The following is a 15,785-nucleotide window of genomic DNA, read 5'->3' as shown; positions in this document are numbered from 1 at the left end:
TGACTGATGAGTAGTTGCCCCTACACCTATCGGGATTATCGGTTAAATTAGACATATCATTAAAGTTTATATAGATGGTGGCATCATTTTGTCAGTATCCTTTTTTTTCATAAATTCTGATTATCAAGCACTTACAAAAAAATACGCGTGTTCACGGCCGTGAACGTGAACATTTGCCTCATTTTTGCCCCCAATTACGCCTACATAGGATTCTTTTTACTAATCACTTCTCGATAGCTATCGGGACAACCAATCACCACTCAACAATATTATGCTTGCATATTAAATTCCTATACCGTAATTTTGAGCATAATGATGAGCATTAAAAAACAGTTTTACTTTTCCCTCGGGCTTACTTCTATGAGTAACTCGTCTTCTTTCAGGGATGCTGTGCTCTCTAAGATCGCTTTGGCGCAATTCTAATTTTCTTGTTATAAAGTTTAAGGTTGGCATGTTTTCTTTCCGGCCACCAATTCTTAAAACTATTCTAAATTTTTAAATGTTTGATTTTTAAAACGATAAGTAAAAGTTCAACTTTTCAACCTTAAAACGTTTCAACATTTCAACTTCGAAACATTCCAACTTTTAAACCAAAAAAGAATGCCTGTTTACCACACTTTAGGGACTATCCCGCATAAGCGGCATACGCAATTCCGTAAGCCAGATGGCACTTTATACGCCGAAGAACTGGTATCAACCGAAGGTTTTTCCAGCCTGTACTCACTGGTTTACCATGCTTACCCGCCAACCATTGTTAAAGAACTGGGCGAGCCGTATTCTGTTGAGCCGAAAATCGCGCGCGAAAAGCACCTGAAACATACCAGCCTGATAGGCTTCAATATCCAAACCGAAGACGATTACCTGAAAAGCCGTAAACCGGTGTTGGTGAACGCCGATCTGCACATCTCACTGGCGGCCCCGCGCAAAAGCATGACCGACTATTTTTATAAGAACAGCCAGGCCGACGAGGTGATTTTTATCCACGTAGGCTCGGGCACTTTAAAAACAGGTTTTGGGAAAATAAAGTTCGAGTACGGCGATTACCTGGTGATTCCGCGCGGCACCATCTACCAAATGGAGTTTGACAGCGAGGACAACCGCCTGTTTATTACAGAAAGCTTTAGCCCTATCCGTTCGCCAAAACGTTACCGCAACGCTTATGGCCAATTAATGGAGCACTCGCCATACTGCGAGCGTGATATTAAACGCCCCACCGACCTGGAAACCATCGACCAAAAAGGCGATTTTAAGATCCTGATCAAAAAACAAGGGCTTATTTATCCATACATCTACGGCACCCACCCTTTCGATTTTATTGGCTGGGACGGTTTCCATTACCCATGGGCACTATCTATCCACGATTTTGAGCCTATAACAGGCCGCGTGCACCAACCACCACCCGTACACCAAACGTTTGAGGGCCACAACTTCGTGATCTGCTCGTTTGTGCCAAGGAAATTTGATTACCACCCACTATCTATCCCCGCGCCATATAACCACAGTAATGTGGATAGCGATGAGGTTTTATACTACGTGGATGGCGATTTTATGAGCCGCAAAAGCGTTGTAAAAGGACAAATTACCCTGCACCCGGGCGGCATACCCCACGGCCCTGCGCCGGGCTCGGTGGAAAAATCTATGGGCAAGGAATTTACAGATGAACTGGCCGTAATGATAGACCCGTTTCGCCCGCTGATGCTGACAGAAGATGCCGTAAATATTGAAGACGGAAATTATTATAAAAGCTGGGTGATTTAATAGAACCAGGACAATAAGACACAAGAATCAAGAGACACACCTGTTATTGCGAGCGATAGCGTGGCAATCTTAGCATATCCAAATATCCTATGAGATTGCTTCATACCTCGCAATGACACATTAAATAAAGATATAATCAAATGGAAACATTAACATTAGATACAAAACCAACTACAACAGACTTTTTGCCACTTAACGGTACCGATTATGTTGAATTTTATGTGGGTAATGCCAAGCAGGCTGCCCATTATTATAAAACCGCATTCGGTTTCCAGGACCTTGCTTATTCGGGTCCTGAAACAGGTGTGCGCGACCGCGCTTCGTATGTTTTACAGCAAGGGAAGATCCGTTTAGTATTGACCACGCCGCTGCATTCAGACCACCCTATAGCAGAACACATTAAAAAACACGGCGACGGCGTAAAGGTATTAGCCCTTTGGGTTGATGATGCTTACGATGCTTTTGAGCAAACCACCAAACGCGGTGCCGAGCCTTATCAGCAGCCACAAACCATTACCGATGAGCACGGCGAAGTACGTACCAGCGGTATAAAATTATATGGTGAAACCGTTCACTTGTTCATCGAACGTAACAACTATAATGGGCCGTTCCTTCCGGGTTATGTGGCGCATCAAACCACCTACCAGCCACCTGTTGCAGGCTTGCTTTATGTAGACCATTGTGTGGGTAACGTGGGCTGGCACAAAATGGACCAGTGGGTTAACTTTTACGAGGATACCATGGGCTTCCGTAACATCCTTTCTTTTGATGATAAGATGATCTCAACCGAGTATTCGGCCCTGATGAGCAAGGTAATGAGCAACGGCAACGGGTACGTAAAGTTCCCTATAAATGAGCCTGCCGAGGGTAAAAAGAAAAGCCAGATAGAAGAGTACCTGGAGTTTTATGAAGGTGAAGGCGTGCAGCACATGGCCTTAGCTACTGCCGATATTGTTAAAACCGTTACCGACCTGCAAAGCCGCGGCGTTGAGTTTTTAACCGTACCTACATCTTACTATCGCGAATTAACCGCGCGGGTAGGCCATATTGACGAAGACCTTGGCCCGTTAGAAAAACTGGGTATTTTGGTTGACCGTGATGACGAGGGCTACCTGTTACAGATCTTCACCAAACCGGTGGAAGACAGGCCTACCCTTTTCTTTGAAATTATACAGCGTAAGGGTGCAAAGTCTTTTGGCGCGGGTAATTTTAAAGCCCTGTTTGAAGCTATTGAGCGCGAACAGGAGCTAAGAGGAAACTTATAACAAAATCAAATCATAGGCCCTCTTCTTTGGAGAGGATTGGCTATGCTAAGCCGGGTGAGATCGCCCGGTTTTTTTATTTACATTTAATTTAAACCTATCCTAATTTAGTTTAAACATTTTAGGAATAAACAGGTTTACACCTTGTACATGAAAACCAATAAAACCGAAACCAGATTTCGGCCTTTTGCTCTTATTATTAGTTTATTAATTACCCTTTCTATCGGGGTAGTGGCCGCAGCATTTACACGCCCCGAAATTGCAGGTTGGTACACTACTTTAAAAAAGCCCGACTTTACACCACCCAACTGGCTTTTCCCCGTAGCGTGGACATTGCTGTATATCCTCATTGGCATCGCTGCATACTTAGTTTGGCAATTACGGGATGGCTCGCGCACGTATAAAACCGCGGCAATCATTTACATTTTTCAGCTGGCACTAAATTTTTCATGGTCGATTGTCTTCTTTGGCATGCACGAGACATTAGGCGGATTAGTCGTTATCATAGCCCTGTTGGTAACTATTATCCTTAATATATCATGGTTTGGCAGGTTTAGCATTGCCGCTGCCTGGTTATTGGTGCCCTATTTATTATGGATTGGTTACGCCATGTTATTAAACCTCACTATTTGTGTGATCAACAAATAATAAAAACGCTATTTTTATTGCACGTTTATTGTGCCTAAAATGAAAAGAACATTCCTTACCTGTATCCTTGCAATTATCACCGCTTTCTGTTTTGCGGATACCATTTCCATAAATCACTTTGTAGTTAAAGAGAACCCCTTTGCTAAAGACGAGTTTGCCATTGTAGCAGTAGACACCGCAGGCACTATCCAGGAAAAAGTAAACGGCTTATTTACTTTTACAGTAAACGGCTTTACCGAGCAAATGACGTTTGATAAAGGCACGGCCTTTTACAGGCATAAAATGGAAAAATCAATGTTTGTTTATGCCCGGCATGAAAACGACAACGGGACACACTCCATGCTATACTATGTTTACCGGCACGACGGCAAGCTAAGCCCTGTTAAAATAAGCTGGATAGTACTTATATGCATCCCCTTAGGGTTGGTTTTATTAGGTTATTTATTTAAACGTTTTATTATTATAGCAATAATCATCTTCCTGATATTCCTGTATTTTAATCACAGCAACGGGTTAAGCATCCCAACCTTTTTCCAGAGTGTTATTGACGGACTGAAGGGGATATTTTCGTAGCAGTGATTTAGTTAAAATCATAAATAGCCAATTCTGTTTTAAAAATCGATAGTCACTTAGTTTTCTTTTCAGTTTAAATCAAATCAACAAATCACTGATTAAAAAGGTAGCCCTATACCAAAATTCAACTGCATAAAGCCGTAATTTTCGCCGTTGGTTTGCTGGTATTGGGTTTTGAAAGGGCCCCCGCCAAACACTTCCCCAATATGTTTTACAAACACCCATTGATCAGACCCGGTGAACTGAGGGTCTTTAAACTTAAAGGCTGCGTCCAGGCGGAAAATGAAGAAGGCCAGATCGAACCTTAAGCCTGTACCGATACCAATAGCAGTAGAATTCCAAAGGTTATTAAACCTGAACTCCCCGTTAGGGTTTTCTATTTGTTTATGCAGGCGCCAAACGTTACCGGCATCAATAAAAAATGCGCCTTTCAGTTTAGTCCCAAAGAAGTTGTCGGCCAATTTATAACGGTACTCGGCATTAGCAACAATTTTTATCTCACCAAATTGGTCAAGATATTTTAAGCGGGCGCGGGCGGTATCTGCTGCGCCACCCATCCCGTAACTGGCGCGGTTAAATTGGCCTGGGCCAAGGGTCCGCGGCAACCAGGCACGAATATCATTTGCGCCACCCGTATAAAAGTTCTTTTCAAATATCAACTGCTTACTGTTGCCATAAGGGATGCCTATGCCCGGGTTAAAGCGGAAAATGAACTGTTTTTCGCCACCGAGGCTGCGGTACCAGCGGTAGTCAATTTCGGTTTTCACATACTGCGAGAACGCGTAACCAAATATGGTACGCTGCCCAAGGGTATCTTTGGGTGCATTCACAAGCCTACTTAACAGGTTCAGCGTGTTGCCGCCAATGTCCAGTCCTCCGCGGAAATAAATAAAGTTTTTGTAGGAATTTAATTCCTGCGCGTTATACTGAAACGTGTATTGGCTGCTTGATGTAAATGTGGTACGGCCAATGAGGTACACATACGAGTAACGGTTTTGCTTTAGCAATTCAGCTTTGGCGATCGGGTCAATTGTGCCACTGGAGAATTCGATACTCAATGGCGTAACTGAATGTTGCTTACGCGCGGTCTCAAAAAAGTCGTAAGTGATGGAGTTTATAAAGCTCCGGCGTTCAACCAGCCCCTTTTGATAAAACAGCTGGAAGTTGGTAGAAAATGTGGTGTGTGGTACGCCAAACTTAGCCAGGTTTGGAAACTGGAACGGCAACAATAACCTTGGATAAATAACGCTCACCCCTGCCCTAAAATCTTGGTTTTGTATCCCTTGGTTAACAGCCGAATTGCCGTTATCAAACAAGATACTCCAGTTTAATTTCACCTGTAATATAGCCGCCTGTTTGAATATGTTACGGTTGGTAAAAGTGTTACCAAGGTTATATCCGAAACGCCCCTGGTTAAACAAAAGCTCTGCCTCTACACGGTCAGTCATGCGTTTTAGAGGTACTATATCAATTTTAGAATTTAAACGATTGGTGCTATCCGGCAGCTTCTCATATGTAGGGTTGGGTACGTTACGAAATACATTTAACTCCGAAAGGCGGGTTGTGGTTAGCGTTTGCTTATCAAGATTATAAATCTCACCCTTCTTCTGAAAAGTATAATCGGTAACCGTGCGCGGTTTAAACCTGCCAGAGTAATCAACAAACCTAAATTGCGAATCTACCTGTATGGTGTCGGCTTTTCCGGCATTGCGGCCATTGCTTCTCGAAATGCTTATCAGCGTATTATTTATGGTATAGATGGGGTGCTCCTTTTTATCCGCAGGGTTATCGATGATCATCACCAGGTCCACCACGCTTTTGTTATAACTCGAGTCGGGCGTGTAATTGATGTACTGACGGTAAAAATCGTAATATCCGTTACGTTTCATCACCTGGTAAAACTGATCACGGTCGTAAGCTAAACTATCCGTATCATACCGGCTTCCCTGGTTCACATGCGAGTATTGTTTACGGGTATCGCGGTAAAGCTTCTGTACTTTAGGGTCGTAAATACTATCCTTGAAATTACGGATCTTAAACAACGGGCCCTGGGTGGCTGTAAAGTAAAGCTGTGCCTTTTTCTTTTTCACCACGATAGAATCTGCCACCTTAGCTTTCAGATATCCTTTATTTATGAGGTATTTTTGAATCTGCAGGCGCGAAAACTCTACCAGGTTACTATCCAGCAACGCCGGGGCCTCGCCTATTTTACGTTTGCCTTTATTGCTAAACAAGTAGTAAAATTGCAGGTTGAGCCAATTATTGGGTTGCTGTTCTTTATCAACGTAATTGATGGCAGCTTCAGAAAATTCTTTATCGATACCTTTAATGGTAACTTTGCGCACAATGGCCTCGTTATCTTTGATCCCGCGTGTAACACTACAGCCGGCACCAATAATAACCATCAAAATACTTAATATTGCAAGACGGAAATTCCCGGGTATATATGCTTTCAAAATCACAAATAAGTTTACTAACGTCCTTACAACATAAAAAGTTTCGCAGGGAACATGGTTTATTTATGGTAGAGGGATATAAATCAATAACTGAATTTATCGATTCTGATTATCAACTCCACACCATATATCATACGCCTGATATTGCCCCAAAATTGCTTAAATTATCCCAAAAAATAAACTTTCAGGAGATTTCTTTAAACGACCTGCAAAAAATAAGCTCACTAAAAAACCCTGCCGATGCAATTGCCACGGTTAATATACCCCAATGGAGCGGATTAAACCACACAACCCTAAAAAATAAGTTTAGTTTGATACTTGATGGTGTCCAGGATCCCGGCAATATGGGTACCATCATCCGCACGGCCGATTGGTTTGGCATCAGCAATATCATCTGTTCTGAAGACACGGTAGACGCTTATAACCCCAAGGTTGTACAGGCTACGATGGGCTCGTTGGCGCGGGTAAACGTTACTTATACCAATTTGGTGGGGTTTATTTCGGCTGCTAAGTTACCTGTTTTTGGTACTTTATTAAATGGCGATAATATTTATTCCACAAATTTCGGAACGGAAGGGTTGCTGGTAATGGGAAACGAAGGGAACGGAATTAGGCCTGATATACAGGCATTAGTGAATAAGGCCATCACTATTCCGCGTATTGGCAAGGCCGAATCATTGAACGTTGCGATAGCTACAGCGATATGCTGTTCACAACTTGCTGCAAATCCTTTAAATAAAAATTGATTGACAACAAATAATTACTATTTTTGCAATCCTTAAAATTGGTCGGGTGGCCGAGTGGCTAGGCAGAGGTCTGCAAAACCTCCTACAGCGGTTCGAATCCGCTCCCGACCTCAAGGTTAAAAACATTTAAAATAAAAAGTCATGGGCGTTACTCGTTTAAAAAGAAAAGATAGAAGGAACAAAACTACTTCACGTTTAGAAGTTCAGTTTTTGAAATTAGCTACTAACATTGAGTTAGGTGATCGTTCTACGCAGAAAAAAGGCAACCAAATTGATAAAAACAACGAGGTTTTGGCTAAAGCTGCTGCAAACAACTAATTCTTCTTTTTTAAGAAATTAAAAAAGGCGTACCGATAAGTCGATACGCCTTTTTTCGTGTGCTTATACTTCGCCTATAATAGCTTCCCCACGGGGAAATTCTCTTTATTGTAGATCTCTTTCCAGTAATCGCGCACAACCTTAAGTCTTGGTACGCTGTGCGATTCCTTAACCAATTCCAAGAAATCGGCCTTTGCCTGTCCTTTTGCCAAGCGGCCTAAAATGGCATCGTTATATGATGCAACCACCAATTCAAACACGTGGAATTTGGTTTCGTCATCCAGGTCCGTACTTTTATAATATTTAATAAACTCGGCCACCCTTGTCGGGTCCGAGTTTACTATTCCCCAGTCCTGCATATCGCCCGGGTCAAATTCCATCTTTAAGGCTTTACAAACCTTTTTTAACGATTCTTCTACACTCATTACTTTTTATTCAATATTTCCTTATTTATTCTTCCTATTAATGCCGGGCCTTCGTAAATAAAACCAGTGTACAATTGCACTAACGACGCCCCGGCTGCTATCTTATCCATCGCATCCTCTGCCGAGTGGATGCCACCTACCCCAATGATAGGGAACGAACCACCCGATCTTTTATATAAGTACCTGATCACCTCGGTAGACCTTTTGGTTAATGGTGTACCGCTTAAACCACCCGTTTCACCTTTGTGCTTAGATATTAACCCCTCGCGGCTGATGGTGGTGTTTGTAGCTATAATACCCGCTATGCCGGTTTGTTTTACAATATCGGCAATATCATCCAGTTGCTCGTTAGTAAGATCTGGCGCTATCTTTAGTAAAATAGGCCTGCTAATACCCCCCTTGTTGTTGCGTTGTTGCAGGGTGTTTAAAATATGCATCAGCGGGGCTTTTTCCTGCAACTCGCGCAGGCCGGGTGTATTTGGCGAGCTTACGTTCACCACAAAATAATCTACCACGTCAAATAACCTGTCGAAGCATTTGATGTAATCACTTACCGCATCCTCATTGGGCGTTACTTTATTTTTACCAATGTTGCCACCAATTATCAGTGCCTGTTGCCCTGGCTTAAGACCTTTCCGATACGCCGCGATGCGTTCGGCAGCTACATCAACACCATGGTTGTTGAAACCCATGCGGTTTATCAACGCCTCATCTTCGGGCAGGCGAAACATGCGTGGTTTATCGTTACCTGGCTGCGGCAACGGGGTCACTGTACCAACCTCCACAAAGCCAAAACCAAGGTTGCCCATCTCGCTTATCAGCTCGGCATTTTTATCAAAACCGGCGGCAAGGCCTACAGGGTTTTTAAATTTAAGGCCAAAAAGCTCCCGCTCAAGCCGCTTATCATCAACCCCCCAAAGGGCTTTGCTAAGCACCGTACCGCCCGGGAACCGGTTAAAACGCCTGAGGTTACGCGTTACAAAATAATGCACGTTCTCCGGATCGAACCGAAACAACAGGGGCTTAAGCAATTGATACATGCCGCGAAGTTAGCTATTTTGACAATTAGGCAAAAGGTTAAAGGCAAAAGGTTAAATGTCTAATCTCACCTAATAGCGGTTTTATTTAAACATCTGCAAGTCAAACCTTTCGCCTTTTACCTTTCTGCTTTCACCTCTAAGGTCAAAATCGTATCTTTGCGCCGAAATGATAGCTATAAATGACCTTACGTTCGAGATTGGTGCGCGCGCCCTATATGATGAAGCCAACTGGCACATTAAACCGGGAGAAAAAATTGGCCTAATAGGCGCTAACGGCACGGGTAAAACCACGCTGTTAAAGATCATTGTAGGCGATTATAAGCCTACATCGGGTACCATTTCTATGGCTAAGGACCTTACCATGGGCTACCTTAACCAGGATCTGCTCTCATACTCGTCAGACAAAAGCATCGTACACGTTGCTATGGAAGCCTTTGAGCGCCAAAACCAACTGCACGACGAGATAGAAGTACTTCTTAAAAAGCTTGAAACCGATTACAGCGAGGACTTGCTGAATAAACTAAGCGACAAACAGCACGAGTTTGAACTGCTTGATGGTTACAATATCGAATACAAAGCACACGAAATTTTAGCGGGTTTAGGTTTTACCGAATCTGATTGCGAGCGTAAGCTAAGCACTTTCAGCGGTGGATGGCGGATGCGTGTAATGCTTGCTAAGATCCTGTTGCAGGCACCGGATATTCTTTTACTGGATGAGCCTACCAACCACTTGGACTTACCTTCTATCCAATGGTTAGAGGATTATTTGAAGGCTTTTAACGGCGCCATCGTTATCGTATCTCACGATAGGTGGTTTTTAGATAAGGTTATCAACCGTACGGTAGAATCTCGTAAGGGCAAGCTTAATGTTTACGCGGGTAATTATACTTTTTACCTGGAAGAAAAAGCCCTTCGTTCAGAAATTCAGCGTGGCGAGTTCAAGAACCAGCAATCAAAAATAAAACAAGAGGAGCGTTTGATCGAACGTTTCCGTGCCAAGGCATCTAAAGCAAAAATGGCGCAATCGCGTATCAAAATGCTCGATAAACTGGAGCGTGTGGATGATGTGGATGATGAAAACCCGGAGGTTAACTTCAGCTTTCGTTTCAGCAAGCAATCTGGCCGCCATGTATCTACTTTAGAGCATATCACCAAAAAATATCCTACAATTGATATTTTAGATGATGCCGAAGTTATCATAGAAAAAGGTGATAAAATTGCCCTAATAGGTGCCAACGGTAAGGGTAAATCTACTTTGCTGCGTATTGTAGCCGGTGCCGATAAAGAGTTTGAAGGCACTGCAGTTACAGGCCATAATGTTACGCAAACTTTTTTTGCGCAGCACCAACTTGAGAGCCTGCACCTGGAGCATCAAATTTTACAGGAACTACAGGCATTCGCCCCAAAACATACCGATACCGAGCTACGCTCGATATTAGGTTCATTTTTGTTTACCGGCGATGATGTATTTAAGAAAATAAAGGTATTGTCGGGTGGCGAGAAATCGCGCGTGGCATTGGCGAAAGCCCTAACAGCCGATGCAAACTTCCTGGTACTGGATGAGCCTACCAATCACCTGGACATGGCATCTGTTAATATCCTGATCCAGGCGCTGCAACAGTATGAAGGCACGGTAATAGTGGTATCTCACGATAGGTACTTCCTTGATAATGTTGCAAACAAGATCTGGTTCATCGAAAACCAAAAGATAAAACAATACCCGGGCACTTACGCCGAGTATGATGAGTGGAACGCTAAACGCAAGCTTGACCCAAAGGTAGAAGCGCCCGCGCCTCAGCCTAAAAAGGAAGAGAAAAAGCCTGAGCCTGCTAAGCAGCCACAAACCGAAAACAAAACACAGCAGCTAAAAAAGCTTAACCAGGACCTTACCAAAATGGAAGAGCAGATAGCATTTTTAGAAAAAGAAGTAAAGGCAATGGAAGCCCAACTGGCCGACGACGGCATTTACAACCAGGCCGAAAAGCTGAAAAAGATAAATGATACCTACCAGCTTAAAAAAATGGAGTTGGGGGAACAGCAGGCACGCTGGGAAGCCCTTGCCGACCAGATAATGGAGCTGGAAGGATAATTTAAGAAAATAAGGGGCGTTTAAGCCCCTTTATATTGTAATAACTTTGTATTCGTTGAGAGTATGTTTATTGATTAGTGTAACAAAATGAGGAAATTACAATCCCAATATTTTTAACTACCTAATCTAATGTAATTCTTCAAGAAATATTCACTTGTTATAGGAATACTTATTTTTTTACTATTAATCACCATTGCTGTCTTAATTTACCCAGGCGGATCGTTTTTTGATCATCATTCTGTGGGCTTTAATTTAAGGCAAAACTTTTTATGTAACTTATTCGGGCCTCGAGCACTGAATGGTTTAGATAACCCTTCAAGGATTTGGGCAACTGCAGGCATTATATTGCTTTCAATAACTTATGCAATTTTTTTCTTCAATTTTTCAAAGAAAATCCCGGACAGAAATGCTGCAACTATTATAAAATATGGTGGTATCGCAAACATCCTTCCTACATGTTTAATTGCAACCGGATTACACGATATTATGTTAATTATACATACTTCTTTATTTTGGACTTGTATAGTTATCGTCACAGTTTTTATATTTAAAACGAGACTTCATTTATTTAAAGTCTTTTTTCTAATTTCTCTTTTACTATTTTACTATAGTGTGTTCCTTTGGGCCACAAATAACTGGATATGGTTAGCTATCATGCAAAAAGTAAACTTTGTAACATCAACTTTATTGATTTTAATATTACAGTACTCCACCACATCTGATGACTTCACTCATATCGGCTTAAATAGATAGAAGGTTAAATAGGTATATAGACCCTAATTTTGAAAAGTTACCATACTGTCTCGTCCAACTCATATATCGTTACCTTAATTATTTAGCATAAGCAGGGGCCCGCGTCAACGCTTTTATCGAAATAAATTCTCCATCATCTGCGTTTTTCCTACCTTGTACCGAATGAAAAATTATTTCTGCGCCTTTCTTTTATGCATGCTTGTAAGCACCGGCTGCTTGGCGCAAACCGCACCGTTTGGTAATAACGTTTACAAGCACGAGATAAAAAGCGTTGAGTTTTATAATTCAAAAAAGGCGGCATCGTTCCCGGTAATAGACCTTGGTGGCGGCGAAACCGTTACCCTTGGCTTTGATGACTTGAGTGGCGCCAGCAGGACATTTAACTATACCATACAGCATTGTGATGCCAACTGGAACCCGTCGCGCCTATCCCCTGCCGAATATCTTGAAAGCTTTACCGACGACCGCCTGAACGATTATACTTACTCATCCGGCACGTTCCAAAAATACACGCATTATGAGGTTAAGATCCCCAACCGCAACATCATCCCCAAAATATCTGGCAACTACATCCTAAAAGTTTATGAGGATGGCGACGTAAATAATCTCATCCTAACCCGCAGGCTTTACGTGGTAGGCAAAAGGGTTTCGGTAAACGCCAATATCATTAGCTCTAATAATGTAGCTGCAAGGCGTACTAACCAAAAGGTAAACTTTACTATTGATTATAGCGGCCTACAGGTGCAGAACCCCAATACCGACATCCGCGCATTTTTAATGCAGAACGCAAGGCCCGAAACCGGCATCATGAACAACGTGCCTACCTACATCCGCGGTACGCAACTGGTTTATAACGATGTTAACATCAATGATTTTTCGGGCCGCAACGAGTTCAGGCATTTTGATACCCGTACGCTAAAGCTAAACTCGGAACGCATTTCCAAGATCTATAAAGACACCGCAAACACAGTTGTACTTTTAGGCGACCCTAATCGCAACCTGCCTAATTATACCCTGCTTTATGATATAGATGGCAAATTCTTTATCTTGAACCAGGACGGTAACGATGCCCGCCGTGATGCGGATTATGCTCACATGTACTTTAGCCTGGCGGCCAATAAATCGCCCGAGGATGGCACCCCTTACCTTGTTGGTCAGTTTAACGATTACAAGCTTGACGACCGCAGCAAACTTACCTTTGACAGCCGTGGCCGCTGGTACACCGACTTGCTGCTTAAACAAGGCGTATATGATTACCAATATATTTGGGTAAACAAAGCCACCAACAAACCGGATGATGTAGCTTTAGAAGGTAACTATTTTGAAACGGAAAACGAATACCAGCTATTGGTTTACTATCGCCAAACAGGCTCGCGTTACGAGCAATTGGCGGGCTATAGTTTGCTTAGTACTGTAAGGCCATAATTTAAAATCCTGTAACAAGTACGTGGAAACATACTCTAAATAACATGAGTAAAGCAAAACAAATTTCTGCAGGCGCGATGATCATGATCACTTTTTTGGTTTACCAGTTTGGTAAGGATATCATGAAGATCGGTATCAAAGATGGCAAGGCTACCAAAACGGCCATGGCTTAGAAGTAAGCGTGCGTAACCTTTGATTTACAGGGCTTTTAGAGCCGATACTTTCGGGGTAAATTTTATATTTGCAGTATGAAAGGAAAATCGCCTCAAGAATCATTTACCATTATGAACGAGTTGGTATTACCCAACGATACCAACACCTTTAATAACCTGATGGGCGGGCGCTTACTATATTGGATGGATATCGCGGCCGCGATATCGGCACAAAAACATTGCAACCGCGTGGTCGTGACCGCATCGGTAGATAATGTATCTTTTCATCACCCTATCAAATTAGGCGATGTGATCACTATCGAGGCAAAGGTAAGCCGGGCCTTCACAACATCTGTTGAAGTGAAAATGGATGTATTTGCAGAGAATATCCCATCGGGCACGCGTAAAAAAAGTAACGAGGCTTATTATACTTTTGTGGCGTTGGATCAGGACGGCCATACCATCCCGGTACCGGCCCTTTTACCGCAAACAGAAGCCGAGGTTGAGTTATTTGAAGGTGCATTACGCCGCAGGCAGGTAAGGCTGATATTAGGCGGCAAAATGAAACCGGATGACGCTACCGAGTTAAAAGCGCTATTTTTTGGTGCAGAAGAAAAATAACTAGTCGTTTTTAATTAAGTCAAAATATTGATACGTAAAAGCCCAAAGGTTACCAAGAATTTTTTCTGGTGACCTTTGGGCTTAATATGCAGATTTTTATAGTTAAACCTATTCTGCTGCCAGTTCTAATATCCTGTCAAACTCCTCGCGTGTCATACCCATTACGGATAGGCGCCCCTGTCTTACTAAGCCAATATCTTTGAGACGCTCGTCGGCCTTTATTTGCTCCAGGGTCACGGGTTTTTTAAGGGGCTCAACGGGTGCCAGGTCAACCACTACCCAGTTCGGGTCTTCGGTTGTAGGGTCCTGGTAAAATTCTTTTACAACTTTGGCAATGCCTACAATTTCTTTGCCTTCGTTACTATGGTACCACATCACCAGGTCGCCCTCTTTCATCAACTTTAAGTTGTTACGTGCCTGATAATTGCGCACGCCATCCCAAAAGGTGCGGCCCTCTTTGTTGAATTTTTCCCAGCTATATTTAAACGGTTCCGACTTTACTAACCAGAATAGTGGGTTTTTGATACCGTGAGGGCTGTTTTTCATAGGGTAGGTGTCAAGATAGGTGTCAAAAATAAGAAGATTTTGGTTAGTAAAGCGGTTAATAATGCCTTTTAACATCACGGCTTTTGCTATATTTGCATCATTAGTTCCAAAAACAAGTGGGCTAAGTGGTAAAAAAAAAAGCTGAAATATTCCTAAGCTAAATTTAGTTTATGAGTAGTGTGTAAATCGGCTGATTTTTAAATCATTTAACCTTAAAAAAATGGAACTAAAAGCCAAGAAAAAAGACACATCTGTTGTTATTCAAACGTGGGGTGACTACGAATTCAAATTATTCCCCGGAACTAAAAGCACTAAGCCCAACGTTAACTTCCTTTTTCTAAACCCTGATACAGGAAAAAACGAACGCCAACGTAAACTGACAGGTTTAAAACCCGGTTCAAATATCACTGTATTAAAGAAAGATGCTAAAGATGTAGTTGCTGCTTTAATAAACCTTTTGTCTAAAGGATGGAACCCGATATCCGGCACTTTCAATGACCTGCCTATTACACCACTATCCCCCATCAAAGACTGCATCCCTTATTGGTTAAAGCAACGTGAACTAAAAGTTGAGAATCAAGCAATGAAATTAAAAGCATTGAAGATGAATCAATACTTAATGGCATTTTTCACGGAGTGGTTAACAGATAGAAAATACCTGATGCGTAAACCAAGCAACTTCACCAAAATTGATATTGACCATTTTCTTGAACACACTGCCCTTAAACGAAAATGGGGAAAGGTTAGCTACAATTGTTACCGTGTTGACTTAGGTACCTTTTTCAACTTTTTAGTAACGCTAAAAATTGCAGATGAAAACCCGGTTCAACTTTCAAGTAAAAAAAATACCAAAAGGGATTCATCAAGATTTAAGATATATGTGGATATACCGCTGATATTGACCACCCAATTCCGGCGGAATGTGACCAGTGATTCCGCGTCAAATTGACCACCCCATTCCGGGGCAAACTGA

15 protein-coding genes and 1 tRNA gene are annotated in these 15,785 nt (G+C 42.3%); 12 read left to right on the top strand and 4 right to left on the bottom strand.

Annotated features, from left to right (window positions below; translation table 11 throughout):
• Positions 1 to 600 precede the first annotated feature (600 nt).
• The 4 genes from ACVW0P_RS05335 (at position 601) to ACVW0P_RS05320 (ending at position 4,241) form a co-directional block, all read left to right on the top strand.
• Entirely contained in the window at positions 601 to 1,758 is a 1,158-nt protein-coding gene (locus ACVW0P_RS05335) for a homogentisate 1,2-dioxygenase (RefSeq protein WP_457131164.1), read from the top strand.
• A gap of 140 nt (positions 1,759 to 1,898) precedes the next feature.
• A complete protein-coding gene (gene hppD, locus ACVW0P_RS05330) occupies positions 1,899 to 3,023 on the top strand; it encodes a 4-hydroxyphenylpyruvate dioxygenase (RefSeq protein ID WP_457131163.1) in 1,125 nt (374 codons plus the stop codon).
• Between the two features lie 147 nt (positions 3,024 to 3,170).
• Positions 3,171 to 3,668: a TspO/MBR family protein gene (locus ACVW0P_RS05325; protein WP_457131162.1), complete on the top strand. Its 498-nt coding sequence runs from the start codon at positions 3,171 to 3,173 to the stop codon at positions 3,666 to 3,668.
• Positions 3,669 to 3,707: 39 nt separating this feature from the next.
• Positions 3,708 to 4,241, top strand: a complete 534-nt coding sequence (locus ACVW0P_RS05320; protein ID WP_457131161.1) for a hypothetical protein — start codon at positions 3,708 to 3,710, stop codon at positions 4,239 to 4,241.
• 98 nt (positions 4,242 to 4,339) lie between these two features.
• Here ACVW0P_RS05320 and tamL read toward each other — a convergent pair whose 3' ends face one another.
• A complete protein-coding gene (gene tamL, locus ACVW0P_RS05315; RefSeq protein WP_354429316.1) occupies positions 4,340 to 6,697 on the bottom strand; it encodes a translocation and assembly module lipoprotein TamL in 2,358 nt (785 codons plus the stop codon).
• Here tamL and ACVW0P_RS05310 point away from each other — a divergent pair.
• The 3 genes from ACVW0P_RS05310 to ACVW0P_RS05300 all read left to right on the top strand — a co-directional run bounded on the left by ACVW0P_RS05310 (position 6,688) and on the right by ACVW0P_RS05300 (position 7,761).
• A complete protein-coding gene (locus ACVW0P_RS05310) occupies positions 6,688 to 7,443 on the top strand; it encodes a TrmH family RNA methyltransferase (protein ID WP_457131160.1) in 756 nt (251 codons plus the stop codon). The genes tamL and ACVW0P_RS05310 overlap by 10 nt on opposite strands.
• Before the next feature lie 40 nt (positions 7,444 to 7,483).
• Positions 7,484 to 7,554: transfer RNA gene (locus ACVW0P_RS05305), tRNA-Cys, on the top strand.
• A 30-nt stretch (positions 7,555 to 7,584) separates the two neighbouring features.
• Entirely contained in the window at positions 7,585 to 7,761 is a 177-nt protein-coding gene (locus ACVW0P_RS05300) for a spore protein (RefSeq protein ID WP_457131159.1), read from the top strand.
• Between the two features lie 74 nt (positions 7,762 to 7,835).
• Here ACVW0P_RS05300 and ACVW0P_RS05295 read toward each other — a convergent pair whose 3' ends face one another.
• Together ACVW0P_RS05295 and ACVW0P_RS05290 are read right to left on the bottom strand one after the other, a co-directional pair.
• Positions 7,836 to 8,186 carry a hypothetical protein gene (locus tag ACVW0P_RS05295; protein ID WP_457131158.1) on the bottom strand — a complete coding sequence of 117 codons (351 nt, stop codon included), beginning with the start codon at positions 8,184 to 8,186 and terminating at the stop codon, positions 7,836 to 7,838.
• Positions 8,186 to 9,226: a quinone-dependent dihydroorotate dehydrogenase gene (locus ACVW0P_RS05290; RefSeq protein ID WP_457131157.1), complete on the bottom strand. Its 1,041-nt coding sequence runs from the start codon at positions 9,224 to 9,226 to the stop codon at positions 8,186 to 8,188. The genes ACVW0P_RS05295 and ACVW0P_RS05290 overlap by 1 nt, the downstream gene beginning before the upstream one ends.
• 166 nt (positions 9,227 to 9,392) lie before the next feature.
• On the opposite strand from ACVW0P_RS05290, the gene ACVW0P_RS05285 reads away from it, so the two are divergent.
• The 4 genes from ACVW0P_RS05285 to ACVW0P_RS05270 all read left to right on the top strand — a co-directional run bounded on the left by ACVW0P_RS05285 (position 9,393) and on the right by ACVW0P_RS05270 (position 14,266).
• A complete protein-coding gene (locus ACVW0P_RS05285) occupies positions 9,393 to 11,315 on the top strand; it encodes an ABC-F family ATP-binding cassette domain-containing protein (RefSeq protein ID WP_457131156.1) in 1,923 nt (640 codons plus the stop codon).
• Between the two features lie 948 nt (positions 11,316 to 12,263).
• A complete protein-coding gene (locus tag ACVW0P_RS05280; RefSeq protein WP_457131155.1) occupies positions 12,264 to 13,493 on the top strand; it encodes a type IX secretion system plug protein in 1,230 nt (409 codons plus the stop codon).
• 44 nt (positions 13,494 to 13,537) lie between these two features.
• Positions 13,538 to 13,666: a hypothetical protein gene (locus ACVW0P_RS05275; protein WP_457131154.1), complete on the top strand. Its 129-nt coding sequence runs from the start codon at positions 13,538 to 13,540 to the stop codon at positions 13,664 to 13,666.
• Between the two features lie 75 nt (positions 13,667 to 13,741).
• Entirely contained in the window at positions 13,742 to 14,266 is a 525-nt protein-coding gene (locus tag ACVW0P_RS05270; RefSeq protein WP_457131153.1) for an acyl-CoA thioesterase, read from the top strand.
• Positions 14,267 to 14,374: 108 nt separating this feature from the next.
• On the opposite strand, the gene ACVW0P_RS05265 is transcribed toward ACVW0P_RS05270, so the two are convergent.
• Positions 14,375 to 14,812, bottom strand: a complete 438-nt coding sequence (locus tag ACVW0P_RS05265; RefSeq protein WP_457131152.1) for an EVE domain-containing protein — start codon at positions 14,810 to 14,812, stop codon at positions 14,375 to 14,377.
• 220 nt (positions 14,813 to 15,032) lie between these two features.
• On the opposite strand from ACVW0P_RS05265, the gene ACVW0P_RS05260 reads away from it, so the two are divergent.
• Complete coding sequence (locus ACVW0P_RS05260) at positions 15,033 to 15,761, top strand: hypothetical protein (protein ID WP_457131151.1); 729 nt, start codon at positions 15,033 to 15,035, stop codon at positions 15,759 to 15,761.
• Positions 15,762 to 15,785 lie beyond the last annotated feature (24 nt).

This window comes from Mucilaginibacter sp. UYNi724, from assembly GCF_054057495.1.
This window is presented reverse-complemented; position numbering and strand designations above follow the sequence as displayed.